The 14947-nt window shown below is 44.6% G+C and carries 16 protein-coding genes; all 16 read right to left on the reverse strand.

The annotated features are described in order from the left end of the window. Positions 1–186 (reverse strand): hypothetical protein (locus EIZ39_RS25555; RefSeq protein ID WP_164985344.1); only part of this gene is annotated, 186 nt, incomplete at its 3' end. A 7-nt stretch (positions 187–193) separates the two neighbouring features. After that, positions 194–535, reverse strand: coding sequence for a helix-turn-helix domain-containing protein (locus EIZ39_RS25560; protein WP_129204305.1), 342 nt, complete (start codon positions 533–535; stop codon positions 194–196). A 293-nt stretch (positions 536–828) separates the two neighbouring features. Further along, entirely contained in the window at positions 829–1239 is a 411-nt protein-coding gene (locus EIZ39_RS25565; RefSeq protein WP_129204306.1) for a F0F1 ATP synthase subunit epsilon, read from the reverse strand. 35 nt (positions 1240–1274) lie between these two features. Then, a complete protein-coding gene (gene atpD, locus EIZ39_RS25570; RefSeq protein WP_129204307.1) occupies positions 1275–2675 on the reverse strand; it encodes a F0F1 ATP synthase subunit beta in 1401 nt (466 codons plus the stop codon). Positions 2676–2770: 95 nt separating this feature from the next. Then, the gene (gene atpG, locus EIZ39_RS25575; protein WP_129204309.1) at positions 2771–3631 is read right to left on the reverse strand and encodes an ATP synthase F1 subunit gamma; all 861 of its coding nucleotides are present in this window, start codon (positions 3629–3631) and stop codon (positions 2771–2773) included. 55 nt (positions 3632–3686) lie between these two features. Next, a complete protein-coding gene (gene atpA, locus EIZ39_RS25580; RefSeq protein WP_129204311.1) occupies positions 3687–5198 on the reverse strand; it encodes a F0F1 ATP synthase subunit alpha in 1512 nt (503 codons plus the stop codon). 16 nt (positions 5199–5214) lie between these two features. Continuing rightward, positions 5215–5763 carry a F0F1 ATP synthase subunit delta gene (locus tag EIZ39_RS25585; RefSeq protein ID WP_129204313.1) on the reverse strand — a complete coding sequence of 183 codons (549 nt, stop codon included), beginning with the start codon at positions 5761–5763 and terminating at the stop codon, positions 5215–5217. Then, positions 5760–6284, reverse strand: coding sequence for a F0F1 ATP synthase subunit B (gene atpF, locus EIZ39_RS25590; RefSeq protein WP_483296075.1), 525 nt, complete (start codon positions 6282–6284; stop codon positions 5760–5762). Before atpF ends, EIZ39_RS25585 begins: the two co-directional genes overlap by 4 nt. Positions 6285–6351: 67 nt before the next feature. Continuing rightward, a complete protein-coding gene (gene atpE, locus EIZ39_RS25595; RefSeq protein WP_100523472.1) occupies positions 6352–6567 on the reverse strand; it encodes a F0F1 ATP synthase subunit C in 216 nt (71 codons plus the stop codon). A 94-nt stretch (positions 6568–6661) separates the two neighbouring features. Next, positions 6662–7393 (reverse strand): F0F1 ATP synthase subunit A, encoded by a 732-nt coding sequence (gene atpB, locus EIZ39_RS25600; protein WP_129204317.1) that lies wholly within the window; start codon positions 7391–7393, stop codon positions 6662–6664. After that, positions 7393–7797, reverse strand: coding sequence for an ATP synthase subunit I (locus EIZ39_RS25605; RefSeq protein ID WP_129204319.1), 405 nt, complete (start codon positions 7795–7797; stop codon positions 7393–7395). The genes atpB and EIZ39_RS25605 overlap by 1 nt, the downstream gene beginning before the upstream one ends. Positions 7798–7801: 4 nt before the next feature. Then, positions 7802–8017 (reverse strand): AtpZ/AtpI family protein, encoded by a 216-nt coding sequence (locus EIZ39_RS25610; RefSeq protein ID WP_164985345.1) that lies wholly within the window; start codon positions 8015–8017, stop codon positions 7802–7804. A 421-nt stretch (positions 8018–8438) separates the two neighbouring features. Further along, on the reverse strand, positions 8439–9629 hold the full coding sequence (locus EIZ39_RS25615) for an acetyl-CoA C-acetyltransferase (protein ID WP_129204323.1): 1191 nt from the start codon (positions 9627–9629) through the stop codon (positions 8439–8441). 106 nt (positions 9630–9735) lie between these two features. Further along, on the reverse strand, positions 9736–12837 hold the full coding sequence (locus EIZ39_RS25620) for an efflux RND transporter permease subunit (RefSeq protein ID WP_129204325.1): 3102 nt from the start codon (positions 12835–12837) through the stop codon (positions 9736–9738). After that, a complete protein-coding gene (locus tag EIZ39_RS25625; protein WP_129204327.1) occupies positions 12834–14078 on the reverse strand; it encodes an efflux RND transporter periplasmic adaptor subunit in 1245 nt (414 codons plus the stop codon). The genes EIZ39_RS25620 and EIZ39_RS25625 overlap by 4 nt, the downstream gene beginning before the upstream one ends. A 16-nt stretch (positions 14079–14094) precedes the next feature. Beyond that, on the reverse strand, positions 14095–14688 hold the full coding sequence (locus EIZ39_RS25630; RefSeq protein ID WP_129204329.1) for a TetR family transcriptional regulator: 594 nt from the start codon (positions 14686–14688) through the stop codon (positions 14095–14097). Between the last annotated feature and the right edge of the window lie 259 nt (positions 14689–14947).

Raw genomic sequence — 14947 nt, forward strand, 5'->3', positions numbered from 1 at the left:
ATGGTAGTCGGTTTCGTTCATTTTAACTATTCTCTCAAAAACGGCCAATCCAAGCCAGAATGTAGTAACATAACGCATCTCATGTCCGCTCCACCTGCCATTCAAGCGATTTCCACCCCAATAACGCACCTGATGTCCGCAATCGCCCGCAAGTATGCCAACAAAAAAAACGATGACCCTCGTCATCGCCCTTTTAACTGCTCTGTTTTTCATCTGTCATAACATAATCGATTAAATGATTGCTAGATTTATTATAAATCTCTTCTTCTGCGCGACGATTGATCTCATTCCATATTCTCAACTCTTGTTCCGACAATTCTTTAGCCGGTTGTGCGATGAACTTCTTCAGATAATCCATAGGAACATGATAAATCTCTGAAATCCGATTCATAATGTCAAAGGAGGCAGACTTTCTTTGCCCCTTCTCTAGCATGCTTAAATACTGACGTGTAATCTCAATTTTACCAGAAGCCTCCTCTAGTGTAAGGCCCCGCAACTCACGAAGACGCTTCAGCTCATGACCAAGTGACGACATAATGGACTATTGCCCCTCCTTTCTTATGGGATTGATCTAGTTATCTATGTAAGAAGGACTATTGCCTCTTTACCTGTTTTAGGTCCAACATCCTATTCTTTCCTCTACGTTAATCCAAAATCGACCATTTGTAAAGGTTTAATATAAAACATCAAATGTAAAGTTTCACTAAAGTCTGTTTATTTTTTGCGTATGTGGACACGTGGGTACGGTAAATTACTTCTAATCCCCACAAACACAAAAAGACCCCTAACCCAAAGGTTAAAGGTCTTTCTTGGTTTGAAACAAACGTCCTACTTCTTACCCTTGCTTCCAACTTGGATACGAACAAGGGCGCGTTGTAATGCCAACTGAGCACGTTTGAAATCAGTTTCTTCTTGACGCGCTTCAGCCATACGGCGTTCAGCACGTTCTTTTGCAGCTTGAGCACGGGTCACATCAATATCGCCTGGCAATTCTGCAGACTCAGCAAGGATCGTAATTTTATCTTTACGAACTTCCATGAAGCCGCCACTTACCGCGATTAGATCTTCCCCTTCTGCACTTTTCACCTGAACAGGCGCAATTCGGAGTGGGGTAACGAAAGGAATATGATTCGGCAAAATACCGAGTTCCCCCTCAATACCCTTCACGACGACGATTTTGGCGTCTCCGCTATAAACTACCCGTTCAGGAGTTACTACTTCTACTTTTACAGTATTCATTGTTTCGCTCCTCCCCTTAAAAGGTCAGGGTTAGCTTATTTTGCTTCAGCCATCATCTTTTGTCCTTTTTCGCGAGCTTCTTCAATTGTACCTACGTACAAGAAAGCTACCTCTGGAAGATCATCGTGCTTACCTTCCAAGATCTCTTTAAAGCTGCGTACCGTTTCCTTAACAGGAACGTACTTACCAGGGAATCCAGTAAACTGCTCAGCAACGTGGAACGGCTGGGACAAGAAACGCTGGATCTTACGTGCACGAGCAACCAATTGCTTATCTTCATCAGACAACTCGTCCATACCTAGGATGGCGATGATATCTTGAAGTTCTTTATAACGTTGAAGAACAGCCTGAACACCACGTGCTACTTGATAGTGCTCATCACCAAGAGCTTCTGGCGTCAATAGACGGGAAGTAGAAGCTAGTGGGTCAACCGCAGGGTAGATACCCAACTCGGAGATACCACGGTCAAGGTTTGTTGTTGCATCCAAGTGAGCAAATGTTGTTGCAGGAGCTGGATCCGTATAGTCATCCGCAGGAACGTAGATCGCTTGAATAGAAGTAACAGATCCCTTCTTAGTAGAAGTGATACGCTCTTGCAATTGACCCATTTCCGTAGCTAGTGTAGGTTGGTAACCTACCGCAGATGGCATACGACCAAGCAAGGCAGATACCTCAGAACCAGCCTGAGTGAATCGGAAGATGTTGTCTACAAACAACAATACGTCACGGCCTTCTGCATCACGGAAGTACTCAGCCATAGTCAAACCAGTCAAGGCAACACGCATACGTGCTCCAGGCGGCTCATTCATCTGACCGAATACCATGGTAGTTTTAGAAAGTACGCCGGAATCCTTCATCTCGTGGTAAAGGTCGTTCCCTTCACGAGTACGCTCACCTACACCAGCGAAGATAGAGAATCCACCGTGCTCTTGGGCGATGTTATTGATCAATTCCTGGATCAATACCGTTTTACCTACACCCGCTCCACCGAACAAACCGATCTTACCACCCTTTGCATAAGGAGCAAGCAAGTCGATAACCTTAATTCCTGTTTCAAGAATTTGGTCAGCTGGAGCTTGTTCGTCAAAGGACGGAGCTGGACGGTGAATTGGTAAAGTTTCAATTTCTTCAGGAGCATCCATCAAGTCGATTGGCTCCCCAAGAACGTTAAATACACGACCTAGAGTTTTTGTTCCAACTGGAACAGAAATCGGCTTACCAGTATCAATCGCATCGGATCCACGAACTAAACCATCTGTAGAAGACATCGCGATGGTACGAACAAGGTTGTCTCCTAAGTGGATAGCTACTTCACAAGTAAGACTTAAATTTTCGGATTCAATTTTAATAGCGTTATAAATCGCAGGTAGGTGTCCGCGTTCGAACTGAACGTCTACAACGGGACCCATGACCGCAACTACGCGTCCTTTACTCATCGTATTCCCTCCTTAAGTTCCCGCCTGGACTCCTTAGTCCATAGCGGAAGATAATACCCGACGTATGGGTATCACAGTCGGAACGTTACTATAATTTAAGCGTTCGCTCCAGCAACGATCTCAGAGATTTCTTGGGTAATTGCTGCCTGACGTGCACGGTTGAAGGTTAAGGTCAACTTACCAATCATCTCGTTTGCATTATCACTTGCGTTACCCATTGCCGTCATCTGAGCACCTTGGAAGCTTGCTTTAGAGTCAAGCAGTGCACTAAAGATAAGCGTTTCTGCATACTTTGGTAGAAGGTCATTCAACACTTCCTCTGCAGTAGGCTCATATTCATAGCTTACCTTTGCTTCTGTAGCAGCACCAGCATCCACATCCCCCAATGGCAACAAACGAACTTCTGTTGGAATTTGAGTTAGGGCACTTTGGAACTTGCTATAGAACAAATTTAACTCGTCAATCTTCTCATCAGCAAACAAAGCTACTGCTTTGCTCGAAATCGCCTTGATGTCCGAGAAATTCGGGGAATCAGGAATTCCTGTGATTTCATCAATTAACTTGTAGCCAAGTTTATTAAAGAAGTCGCGACCCTTTTTCCCAACAGCAAAGATCATATATTCATCTTGGCTCTTGTGTCTTTCTTTAATGGTGTTTAACACCAAACGCAAAAGGTTACTGTTTAATCCACCAGCCAAACCACGATCAGAAGTAATAACTAAGTAACCAGTCTTCTTAATCGGACGAGTTTGAAGCATAGGATGCTTGACGGTTGTTCCAGAAGCGATACTATTGATCACTTCCTTCATCTTCTCAGCGTAAGGGCGAGACTTCTGCGCGCGCTCTTGAGCACGACGCAGCTTCGCAGCAGCAACCATCTTCATCGCTTTGGTGATTTGTCTTGTATTTTTAACGCTCTTAATTCGGCGTTTAATCTCGCGTGTTCCCACTGCCATTTCTTTTCACCACCTTTAACGATTCAGTTTATTCGCAGGTACGATTAGGAGCGGCTTACTTAGAAGGAGAGAAAACCTTCTTGAACTCTTGGATCGCTGCTTTCAACTGATCTTCAGCTGGTAGATCTTTCGTATTACGGATATGATCCAACAATTCTTTCTTTTGTGCATCGAAGAATGCCAACATTTCTTTCTCGAAACGACGTACATCTTCTACTGGAACATCATCGATGAAGCCTTTAGTCAATGCATAAAGAGAGATAACTTGCTTTTCAACAGCCATTGGCTCTCCTACACCTTGCTTCAAGATTTCAACTGTACGCTCCCCGCGGTCCAAACGAGCACGAGTCGCTTTATCCAAGTCGGATCCGAACTGAGCAAACGCTTGAAGCTCACGATATTGAGCTAAGTCTAGACGAAGTGTACCCGCAACCTTCTTCATCGCCTTGATCTGTGCAGATCCCCCTACACGAGATACGGAGATACCGGCGTTGATCGCTGGACGAACCCCAGAGTAGAACAAGTCAGACTCAAGGAAGATCTGTCCATCAGTGATGGAGATAACGTTAGTTGGAATGTACGCAGATACGTCAGATGCTTGAGTTTCGATGAATGGCAGCGCAGTGATAGAACCTGCTCCTAAATCATCATTGATCTTCGCAGCACGCTCTAACAAGCGGGAGTGAAGATAGAATACATCCCCTGGATAGGCTTCACGACCTGGAGGACGACGAAGCAACAAGGAAAGCTCACGATAAGCAGCTGCTTGCTTGGACAAGTCATCGTATACCACAAGAACGTGCTTGCCGTTATACATGAAGTACTCACCCATAGATACTCCAGTGTAAGGAGCCAAGAACAGCAATGGAGCTGGATCAGAAGCTGTCGCAGAAACAACGATTGTATAATCTAATGCACCTGCTTTGCGAAGAGTCTCAACAACACCAGATACGGTAGATTGCTTCTGACCAATCGCAACATAGATACAAATCATGTCTTGACCTTTTTGGTTCAAGATCGTATCAATTGCTACAGTAGTCTTACCCGTTTGACGGTCACCGATGATCAACTCACGCTGACCACGACCGATAGGAACCAAAGCGTCGATCGCCTTTAAACCTGTTTGCATAGGCTCATGAACGGATTTACGAGCCATAACTCCAGGAGCTGGAGATTCGATTGGACGGAAGTGAGTCGTCTCGATTGGACCTAATCCATCGATCGGCTGACCAAGAGGGTTCACAACACGGCCAAGCATCGCTTCACCAACTGGAACCTCCATGATACGACCTGTACGCTTCACTTGGTCACCTTCCTTGATACCCGTAAATGGTCCAAGGATAACAACCCCAACGTTGTCTTCTTCAAGGTTCAACGCCATACCCATAACGCCATTAGCGAACTCTAAAAGTTCCCCAGACATTGCCTTCTCTAATCCATGTACACGTGCAATACCGTCACCAACTGTGATAACTGTACCAACGTCTACAACTTGTATATCAGCTTTATAGTTCTCGATCTGCTTCTTAATAAGAGAACTGATTTCTTCAGGTCTGATTGTACTCACGCAAGTACCCCCCAATCTACCGTACTTGAGCTTGCTTTAAGCTCTGTTGTAAACGATTCAATCTACCGGCAACGCTTCCGTCATACAGACGGTCACCGACTTGAACGACCACTCCACCCATGATGGTTTGATCAATTTGATTAGTCACTCGAACTTCCTTATTTAAAAGCTTCTTAAAGGACTCGGCAATTCCTTGCTTCTCTGCTTCAGTCAACTCCTTGACTGAAACCACTACGGCATCCACTAAACCACGAGCTTCGTTCGCTTTGTCAGTGAAATATTGTGGAATGATAGCGAAGATGTCTTCACGCTTCTTATCAATCAATAAGTTCAAGAAATTCAAGGTAATCTCGGAAAGCTTCCCTTCAAAGATCGCTTTAACTTCTTGCTTCTTTGTTTCTCCAGCTAACTGTGGATGCTGAAGGAACTGCAAAAAGGCAGGATTATCATTAAACAGCTGCTTCACTTGGTCTAGCTCTTGCTCTACCAAATCAATTTGCTGTTTCTCGGAAGCCACCTCAAACAAGGCTTGTGCATAACGCTTTGCTACTAACGCGCTACTCATTTGACTTCTCCTACCTCTTTAAGAAAGTCGGTAACCAACTTTTCTTGTTGTTGGCCATCTAGTTCTTTTTCAATGATCTTAGTCGCAAGCATAACAGACAAAGCTCCAACTTGCTCACGAAGAGCAGCCATGGCTTGTTCCTTTTCACGAGCGATCTCGGTTTGAGCAGACTTCTTGAATTGCTCTGCTTCTTCCTTCGCCTTAGCTACGATATCTTCCGCTTGCTTCTCAGCAGAAACGCGAGCTGTCTCAAGAACTTTTTGAGCATCTTGACGAGCAGCTTTCAATTCATTCTTCTGCTCTTCTAATAGCTTCATTGCTTCTTCGCGGTTCTTTTCTGCTGCCGCAATGTCATTAGCAATCTTCTGACTGCGAGATTCCATAACACCCATGATTGGGCCTAGTGCATATTTACGTAACAACAAGAATAGTACTAGAAAAACGAAAAGCTGATAGAGGGCTGTTCCCCATTCAATATGTGGCACAGGATTCACTCCTTCCCAATGGTTACTCTTGATCAAACATTAAACATAAGGAATGGCGAGGTTCTTTTTTTGAACCATCGCCACTTCAAAATTGTCCGGTCTCTTATTGACCAAGAGACATGAACGCGATAACAACCGCGATGATTGGAATCGCCTCAACAAGACCTACCCCGATAAACATAGTGGTTTGAAGAGTTCCTCTTAATTCCGGTTGACGCGCGATACTATTTACTGTGTTACTTACGATTAATCCGTTACCAACGCCTGCTCCGATAGCTGCTAGTCCTACAGCGATAGCTGCTGCTAATGCTCCTGTCATAACAAGAGACCTCCCTTTTCATCCATTAGAATTTTAGAATAATGTTTAGATAAATGTATTTAAATCTCAAAGATAATGTTGAGATATTAAAACCTTAGTGATCGTGACTTACGCGGTGAGAAATGTAAACCATCGTAAGAATGAGGAATACGAACGTTTGAATTGCACCAACAAAGATACTGAACGCTTGCCATACTAACATCGGCAATGCCGCTCCAATCGCACCAAATACTCCAGCGCCGATTGCTCCTGCAAGAAGTGCCAACAATACTTCCCCTGCATAAATATTACCGAACAAACGAAGACCAAGTGTCAACGTATTGGCAATCTGCTCAATAATATTAAGCGGTAGCATCCAAGCTTGCGGTTTCAAATAACTACCAAGGAATCCTCCAACCCCATGCTCTTTAATTCCGAAAATCTGCGTGAGAATAATAATGGCTACAGATAACGTCAAGGTCACATGCGGATCAGCCGTTGGTGATTTCCACCACAATGTATGATGTCCCCCAATCGCAGTATCCGCAACGATGGCAAAAGGTAAGCCAAGCATATTGGAAACGAAGATAAACATGACGAGGGTAAATCCTAGTGCGATATAGCGTTCCCCTTGCTTCAAACTCATGGTACTAGCAATCGTATTACGAATAAATTCAATTATATACTCCATGACGTTCTGGGCACCTGTTGGTGCGCCTGCTGTTACTGCCTTAGCTCCTGCTCTTGCGAGTAGAAAAGCAATTAAAGCAGCAATCGTTGACATCATCACTGTAGAAAGGTTAAAATCCATACCTAAAAAATTCACTATCGGATGGCCGTGCTCCATTATAATTCACCCCCTTCTTCAGCGTCGTTTTTTTGATTAAGCAACAGTGAATCGACTAAAGCAATCACAGGAGGAATCATCAATCCAATGACCATAGCGATCACATGGAAATATTCCGGATACCTGGTCGCGATCATAGTCGCTAAGATAGCCAGAGCAAATCTTGTGGGCATTCCTAGTGAGGCTTTCTTTCGTTCACCTTTATATTGAATGGCAATCTCCCCAACGCGATGAATCTTCCAAGCGGTGAAGACCGCACCCAATAAACCAAATAATAATCCTAGAGCCAGTCCAGCGAACCATGTCTTGTTAGCAGCGAACCCCCAGCCAAGTATGGCCCCTGCTAAAACGTATAGGGTCCATTGCGAAATGCGCCGTACGCGAAAAATGTAATCATCCGTCATCTGTTCAATCCCCTAAAAATCTCTTCATAACAGGAATGGTGATGAGGACTCCCACTGCCATCCCGAGCAACACGCCTGTAATTAACATCCATGGCGCTATACCCCAAGCTGCATCGAGCTTACGCCCAACCCAAACCCCTAACAGCGTACAAATCACGAGGTTCGTTCCGATCAAACTGACCAAAGAAACTGCCTTCCAAGGCGATTGCGGATTAGCCAATGGCATTACCCCCAGAAATGAGCTACGAAGATATCAAACTTACTCGTGTTCATCATGAACAGAGGTAGAAAAAAGCTACCCCTTATAATTCCCACTTATCTCCAACTTACCAGCCTCTGAAATCACTCTATGTATGGTCGAGCGAAGGGCTAAATCATTCTCATTTCCATTCTCATTGTAACTCCCTCACCCATAGTACTGATTTGTCATTCATTTGTCAATAATCCCAAGGAAGTTTGTCATCATTTAGACATATTTATACTATGATGATGGTGCAAAACCTATTTTCTTGTGTCTTCTATAGTATCTTCTTCTAAATTTATCCTTATTCTTAAAAAATATCGGAGTTAGATTAACCTTCATACACAAAAGTTAAAAAGGGTGCCCCAAATAAATGGGAACACCCTCTAATAGTCAAATCCTATTGCTCTCTCTCAACAACAGTAGCTACACCCATACCGCCGCCTACACAAAGAGTCGCTAATCCATACTTGGATTCACGCTTCATCATCTCATGAATAAGAGTTACCAATACACGAGCACCACTCGCTCCGATAGGATGTCCTAAAGCGATCGCTCCACCGTTTACATTTAACTTCGACTTGTCAAAGTTAAATTCACGGTCTACAGCAATAGACTGAGCAGCAAACGCTTCGTTCGCCTCTACTAGATCCATATCAGAAAGAGCCAACCCAGCCTTATCCAATGCTTTCTTGGATGCAGGAACAGGTCCGATACCCATAATGCTTGGATCTACCCCAGCTGTAGCGTTTGCCTTCACAACAGCTAGCGGCTTCAAGCCAAGCTCTTCTGCCTTCTCTCTGCTCATCACAAGCAAGCAAGCTGCTCCGTCGTTGATACCAGAAGCATTCGCCGCTGAAACAGAACCATCCTTCTTGAATGCAGGCTTCACTTTAGCTAAAGCCTCCACTGTAACGCCTTTACGAGGGAACTCATCCACTTCAAAAACGATAGGATCACCCTTACGTTGTGGGATGACAACAGGAACAATCTCATCCTTGAAACGCCCTTCCGCAATGGCCTTCTCTGCCTTCTGTTGGCTCCATGCAGCGAACTCGTCTTGCTCTTCTTTCGAAATCTCATATTTATCCGCTAGGTTCTCAGCGGTAATTCCCATATGGTAGTTATTCATTGCGCAAGTCAAACCATCGTGGATCATGCTGTCAATCACCTTCTGATCGCCCATACGGAATCCATTGCGCGCGTTCTGTAAAACGTAAGGAGCTTGTGTCATGCTCTCCATACCGCCTGCAAGAACGACATCGGAGTCTCCGCTAGCGATCACTTGAGCAGCCAAGTGAACAGCCTTCAATCCAGAACCGCAAAGGATGTTGATTCCCATAGCTGGCACGCTGATATCCAATCCTGCCTTCAAGGCAGCTTGTCGAGTTGGATTCTGACCAGCACCCGCTTGAAGAATATTCCCCATGATCACTTGATCTACTTGATCCGCACTTACTCCTGCTTTTTCCATAGCAGCCTTTAATACAACAGCTCCTAAGTCTGCAGCAGACAAGCTCGCCAAAGATCCGTTGAAGCTTCCAATGGCCGTACGTACGGCACTCACAATTACTGCATCTCTTTTGCTCATATCTCTCTTGTACCTCCGTCGAATGTTTCTTTTATTTTATACAACTAGTACTATTCGCGTTATATCAAATAAATCCTGCCAAAACCCGGTTGTTTTAACAAAATTTTTACATCCTAATTTCGACAGAATTCTCCACTTGGAGTCGTTTTTTCTGCTGTTTTCTCAGCTTTCTATTCGTCATGACGACATATAGAGAAGGTACAATAATTAACGTTAGCAAAGTAGAAAATGCTAATCCAAAAATAATTGTAATCGCTAACGGACGAAAAAGTACATCGCCAATTATTGCAAGTGGGGTCAAACCGCTAATCGCTGTGGCCGAAGTAAGAAGGATCGGTCTAAACCTTGCTTCACAAGCATGAATGACCGCTTCCATTAACGCAACACCCTCGCGCCGCGCTTCTTCAATGAACTCTACCAATACAATTCCATTTCGCACGACAATCCCCGCTAAACTAATAACCCCCATCATCGTCATAAATCCAAGCGGTGTTTGTGTGACAAACAGCCCAATTAAACTTCCTGCAAAAGCTAGATAGATCGTACTCATGACAAGGAGCGGGATAGAAAGCGAATAAAACTGCATCGCAATGAGGATTAAGATTAAGAACACGACGATAACCGACAGTTTCCCCATATCAAGGAAGATCTCCGTCTGTTCTGACGTCTCCCCGCCAATTTCGTAGCGATATCCGTCCGGCCAGCTAAAGTTTCCTAGCTTCGGCTTGATCTCGTTCATCACTTCTGTTGCTGTTCTTCCCTTCACATCCGATGTAATCGTGACTACTCGGGATAAATTGCGATGACTAATACTGCCTAAGGCAAAATCGGGTTCGACTGTCGCAATCTGAGAAAGCTGAATTTGCTGTCCTGCAGCATTAGGAACCGTGATGCGTTGGAAGACAATGGTCGGATCTTCATCCTCTTTTTTCATCTTCAGCACCATCTCAACCAAATCGTTCCCATCATCAAACTCGCTAATCTTCATCCCTTCACTGACCAAGCGAATGGCTTTTGATACATCATTTGGATTAACCATCAATTTATCCATCACTTCTTTATTCAAACGGAACTGCAGCGTATTTCGTTCTGCCCCGAAGGAATCTTTAATTTCCTTTGTTCCAGGCACCTTCACCACAACATCCTTAACGTCTTCAGACAACTCCCGAAGGGTTGCAATGTCTTCCCCAAAGATACGGATCACAACAGGTGCACCTACAGGAGGTCCTGCTTCCAGTTCTTTTACGATAATTGTAGACCCTAGGAAGTTCTTCTTCAATTCATCATTCCAGCGGTCAACGACCTCAGCTGTCTTTACCTGCTTCATATCCACCTTAATGATCAATTGTCCGACCTGCTCTCCGGACCCGTTACCTGTATCGCCCCCAAACATTTTGGGTGCACTGTTCCCGGCATAAGCCGCAACGAGGGTAATCTCGGGTTGATTCTGCAACCAATCAGAGACGCCTTGGACTAACGTATCTGTTTCTTCAATATTGCTTCCAGGTGAGGATGTTACATTGACTAACAGCTCTGGGCGGTTAGCCATAGGGAATAGCTCCACAGGGATCAGCGGCAATAGTCCGTAAGCCGAAGAACCGATAAGAATTCCTACTACACCTGTCAACAACGGTTTTTTTAACAAGTCCTTCATGAGCTTATTGGAATACCAATCCGTTAACGTCTGAATTTGTTTACCAAGTAAGCCAGCAGGCTTACGGTAGCTATCGGTTGAAGTCGTCCGGCGTGACTCATGCCATTCTCTGAAGATCGGAATAATCGTCAGAGACATGACCATGGACGCTAACATGGATAGCGTAATGATAATGGGGATAGCCTTAATAAATTGTCCCGCATTTCCTTCTAAGAAAAAAAGCGGACCAAACGAAGCAATCGTAGCCAATGTCGCTGTCACAATGGATATAGAAACCTCTTTACTTCCTCTTACAGCAGCCTCAAAAGACTTTTCCCCTAACACACTTAAACGTCTTTCAATATTATCATTCACGACCACCGCGTCATCGACTAAGATCCCAAGGACGATAATTAATCCTACGATAGAGATCTGGTTTAAACTGATTCCCATGTAAGGAAGCGGAATTAAACCAACAGCGATAGAGATTGGAATCGCAAGCGCCACTACAAAAGAGGTGATCATGTTCAACCCTAATGTACAGACAAAAATAACAGCTGCAATCGCAATCAGCATCTCCTTTGTGAGATCGCCAAACAGGTGATTTACCCGTTCATTCTGCGTATGAATGGACTCTACCTTCAGCCATGTTGGTTTATCCTTAGCAAGGAACCCCATCATTTCATCAACCTTCGCTTGCAAGGAAGGTACATCAGATCCGAACTCTGCGTTTAAACTAATCGAAACGGCCGGTTTACCGTTATGGTAGTAATACTCCTTTACCCGTTTGGTCGTCATCTCCACCGTTCCGATATCCTTAAGGTAGATAGGATACCCTTCACGTGTCCGACTAACTAGAGTATTAGCAAAGTCATCTACACTCTGCACTTCATCCAAGCGAAGCTGAAACGTACGGTTTCCCACTTGATAGTCTCCGAGCGGAGTTTGCTCATTCTCCTTCTGAATCGCATTAAAGACCATCCCCCAATGCAAACCATAGTGTTGAAGTTTCTGTGTAACAATTTCTACCGTAACCTGCTTTTCAGGAAGACCATCAATCGTTACATCGGCTACCTTTGGAATGGTTCGAAGCTGATCTTTCCATTCTTTTAAGAGATCACGGACACTATACAGCTGTTCAAAGCTATCTGCATAAACGTTAAACGTCTGGATAAAGGTTCGATTCAAGTCGTCATTAATGATCGGCTGATGCGCCTCCGTTGGAAGATTGGCCTCCGCATCTTTGACCTTCTTACGAAGCTCCTCCCATTTCGCCTTCGGATCGATCCCGTTCTCTGCTTCCACCACAATGGAAGATACCCCTAAAGATGATGTCGAGGTAATCGAATTTAAACCTTGCAACTCATTAATCTTTTCTTCCAGCTTCTTCGTAATCGTTTGCTCCACTTTTTCCGGAGACGCCCCAGGATAAACCGTCGTGACCGTAGCCATGTTCACGATAATCTCAGGCTGTTCCTGCTTCGGTAATTGAAAGAAGCTCAGAATCCCTAGAATCGTGACCATGATGAAAAAGAGGACCGTTATTTTCCGTTTACGAACGAGATATTCAATCACTTCTGCTCGCCCCCAGCCCTTACCTCAATGGCATCCTCGTCAAATAAGCGATCCGCTCCTTTAGAAACGACCATTTGTCCTTCTTGCAGCCCGGAGAGGATCTCTAATTTTCCATCAACCAATTGACCAATTACGACCTCGGTTTTCACAGCCTTGTCCCCTTCTACTATGAAAACATAAGGCTTATCTCCTCCCGTACGAATAACGGAGGCCACAGGAACGAACAAACCTTCCTTCCCTTTCATTTCATAGCTTCCCGTTACCACTTGACCTACCAGCCACTTCCGATCCGAGTTATCGACTAAAACTTCTACTCCCACTGTACCCGTACCGGCATTCGTAGAAGGATAAATCTTCGAAACCTTTCCTTTTCTCTCTTGGTCATAAAGCTTTATTGTGACTTCTGCCCCGATCTGCCAAAGCGAAATCTCTCGGTCCGGTACTGGCAAGATCACCTTCAGCTGATTTACATTTCCTACTCGGTACACTGGAGTTCCCCCACTCACGAGTTGGCCCTCATTGACGAGCTTCGCGATCACCGTTCCTGTAGATGAAGAAACGAGAGTAGTCTTCTTTAGCGTGAGCTCAGCTTGCTGCTTTTGAACGATCTGTTGCTGATAAAGCGACTGTGTCTGGTCAATATCTTCCTTTCTCGCTCCTTCCTGAGTCAAGGCAAGGGAATTTTGAGCAGTCTCTAAATCTTTTAAAGCAATTTCCACTCTCAAAGTGGCATTTTCCCATGTATCTTTCGCAACCGCCCCATGCTGGTAGAGCTCTTCTATTTTTTTCAAATCATCCTGTGCTTTATCCGCGTTCAATTGAGCTTTCTCCACCAAGAGCTGGGCTTGCTTGATCTCTTGTTCTCGAGCTCCGCTATTGACCTTAGCTAAACCAGCTTCCGCTTGAGCTACCCCCGTCTGCGCTCGTTGGACCTGGAGCTGGTAATCCTGATCCTCTAGCTTCCCTAAAACCTCTCCTGCGCGCACAGCATCTCCTTGTTCCTTGCTTAGACCAGTAATGCGTCCGCCTATTTCAAATGAAATCAAGGTTTCTTCCACTGGCTCTAGTGTTCCTGATACAACCAAGGTCCGCTGTATCGCTTGCTTAGAAACAGGGGCCGCCTCAACGGTTTTCACTTCTGCTTCGGCTACCATAGCCTCCTTTGCCCCTAAACTGCATCCGCTCAATACCGTAGTTGTCAGGGTCGCTGCCAACAGTATCGTTAAAGTTGAATTTCTCATGTTTTCTCCCCGCTCTTTATTTAGGTTCTTGTCTATACCCTATACCATTAAGAACAAACTCCAAGGTATCATCAATCACTTCCTGTAAAGGCCTATCTCTTTCGGTTAAAAGAAGATCGTGTAACGTATTACACTTTGGAAAGATCATACACCCCATGACAAAAAGAAGCGTATGGTCTAATGACCGGAATTGAAAAACTCCTTGTTCTCTCCCATTCTCTAGGAGTTCTCGGAGCTTGCGCCAAACCGGGAAAACATAACTCGAAATTCGCTCTAATCTCGGGGTTTGCATATTAATCTCCCGGTCAAGTATAGCAGCCAGCTCAGGATCCTCCGTTTTGAACCGAATCACACCTTCGACGATAATCCGAAGCCCTTTTACCGGATCCTTCATATCCTCTTCATATTGAGGGAGCTGCTGCCCTGGAAAAAGCGATTCAAATATGGCAAAAAGCACATTTTCCTTCCCGCCAAAATGGTAGGAAACCAGAGCCACATTCCCTCCTGCCTCTTCGCAGATCTGCCGGACCGACGTTCCCTCAAATCCCTGCATAGCAAATAACTTCTTGGCTGCAAGAAGTATTCTCATTTTGATATCCGCTTCTGTCATGCTTCTTCTAACCTCCCTTTTGTTCATGATGCCTGTTCTTTTGAATTTGCTTCAATTCCAACCTCTCATCTATCTTTTCTCAATTAAATGTTTGTTTAAATTAATTGTTTAATTGGATGGTAGTCGATTATGGAAAATCTGTCAATCGGTTTTTATCGACAGGTATGAGCAGGAGAATAATAACCGGAACAATTTCCGCTATTGTCCAAAAGTGGTCAAAAACAAGCTAAATCGGCTTAGCCCCCTAAGTTTGGACACT

Origin of the sequence: Ammoniphilus sp. CFH 90114, assembly GCF_004123195.1 — a bacterium.
Classification (GTDB): domain Bacteria; phylum Bacillota; class Bacilli; order Aneurinibacillales; family RAOX-1; genus YIM-78166.

Bases quoted from the DNA above. Each gene is read 5' to 3' on its own strand.
- atpB (WP_129204317.1), bottom strand. From the start codon at position 7,393: ATGGAGCACGGCCATCCGATAGTGAATTTTTTAGGTATGGATTTTAAC.
- atpD (WP_129204307.1), bottom strand. From the start codon at position 2,675: ATGAGTAAAGGACGCGTAGTTGCGGTCATGGGTCCCGTTGTAGACGTT.
- atpE (WP_100523472.1), bottom strand. From the start codon at position 6,567: ATGACAGGAGCATTAGCAGCAGCTATCGCTGTAGGACTAGCAGCTATC.
- EIZ39_RS25625 (WP_129204327.1), bottom strand. From the start codon at position 14,078: ATGAGAAATTCAACTTTAACGATACTGTTGGCAGCGACCCTGACAACT.
- EIZ39_RS25615 (WP_129204323.1), bottom strand. From the start codon at position 9,629: ATGAGCAAAAGAGATGCAGTAATTGTGAGTGCCGTACGTACGGCCATT.
- EIZ39_RS25605 (WP_129204319.1), bottom strand. From the start codon at position 7,797: ATGACGGATGATTACATTTTTCGCGTACGGCGCATTTCGCAATGGACC.
- EIZ39_RS25565 (WP_129204306.1), bottom strand. From the start codon at position 1,239: ATGAATACTGTAAAAGTAGAAGTAGTAACTCCTGAACGGGTAGTTTAT.
- EIZ39_RS25630 (WP_129204329.1), bottom strand. From the start codon at position 14,688: ATGACAGAAGCGGATATCAAAATGAGAATACTTCTTGCAGCCAAGAAG.
- EIZ39_RS25585 (WP_129204313.1), bottom strand. From the start codon at position 5,763: ATGAGTAGCGCGTTAGTAGCAAAGCGTTATGCACAAGCCTTGTTTGAG.
- atpG (WP_129204309.1), bottom strand. From the start codon at position 3,631: ATGGCAGTGGGAACACGCGAGATTAAACGCCGAATTAAGAGCGTTAAA.
- EIZ39_RS25560 (WP_129204305.1), bottom strand. From the start codon at position 535: ATGTCGTCACTTGGTCATGAGCTGAAGCGTCTTCGTGAGTTGCGGGGC.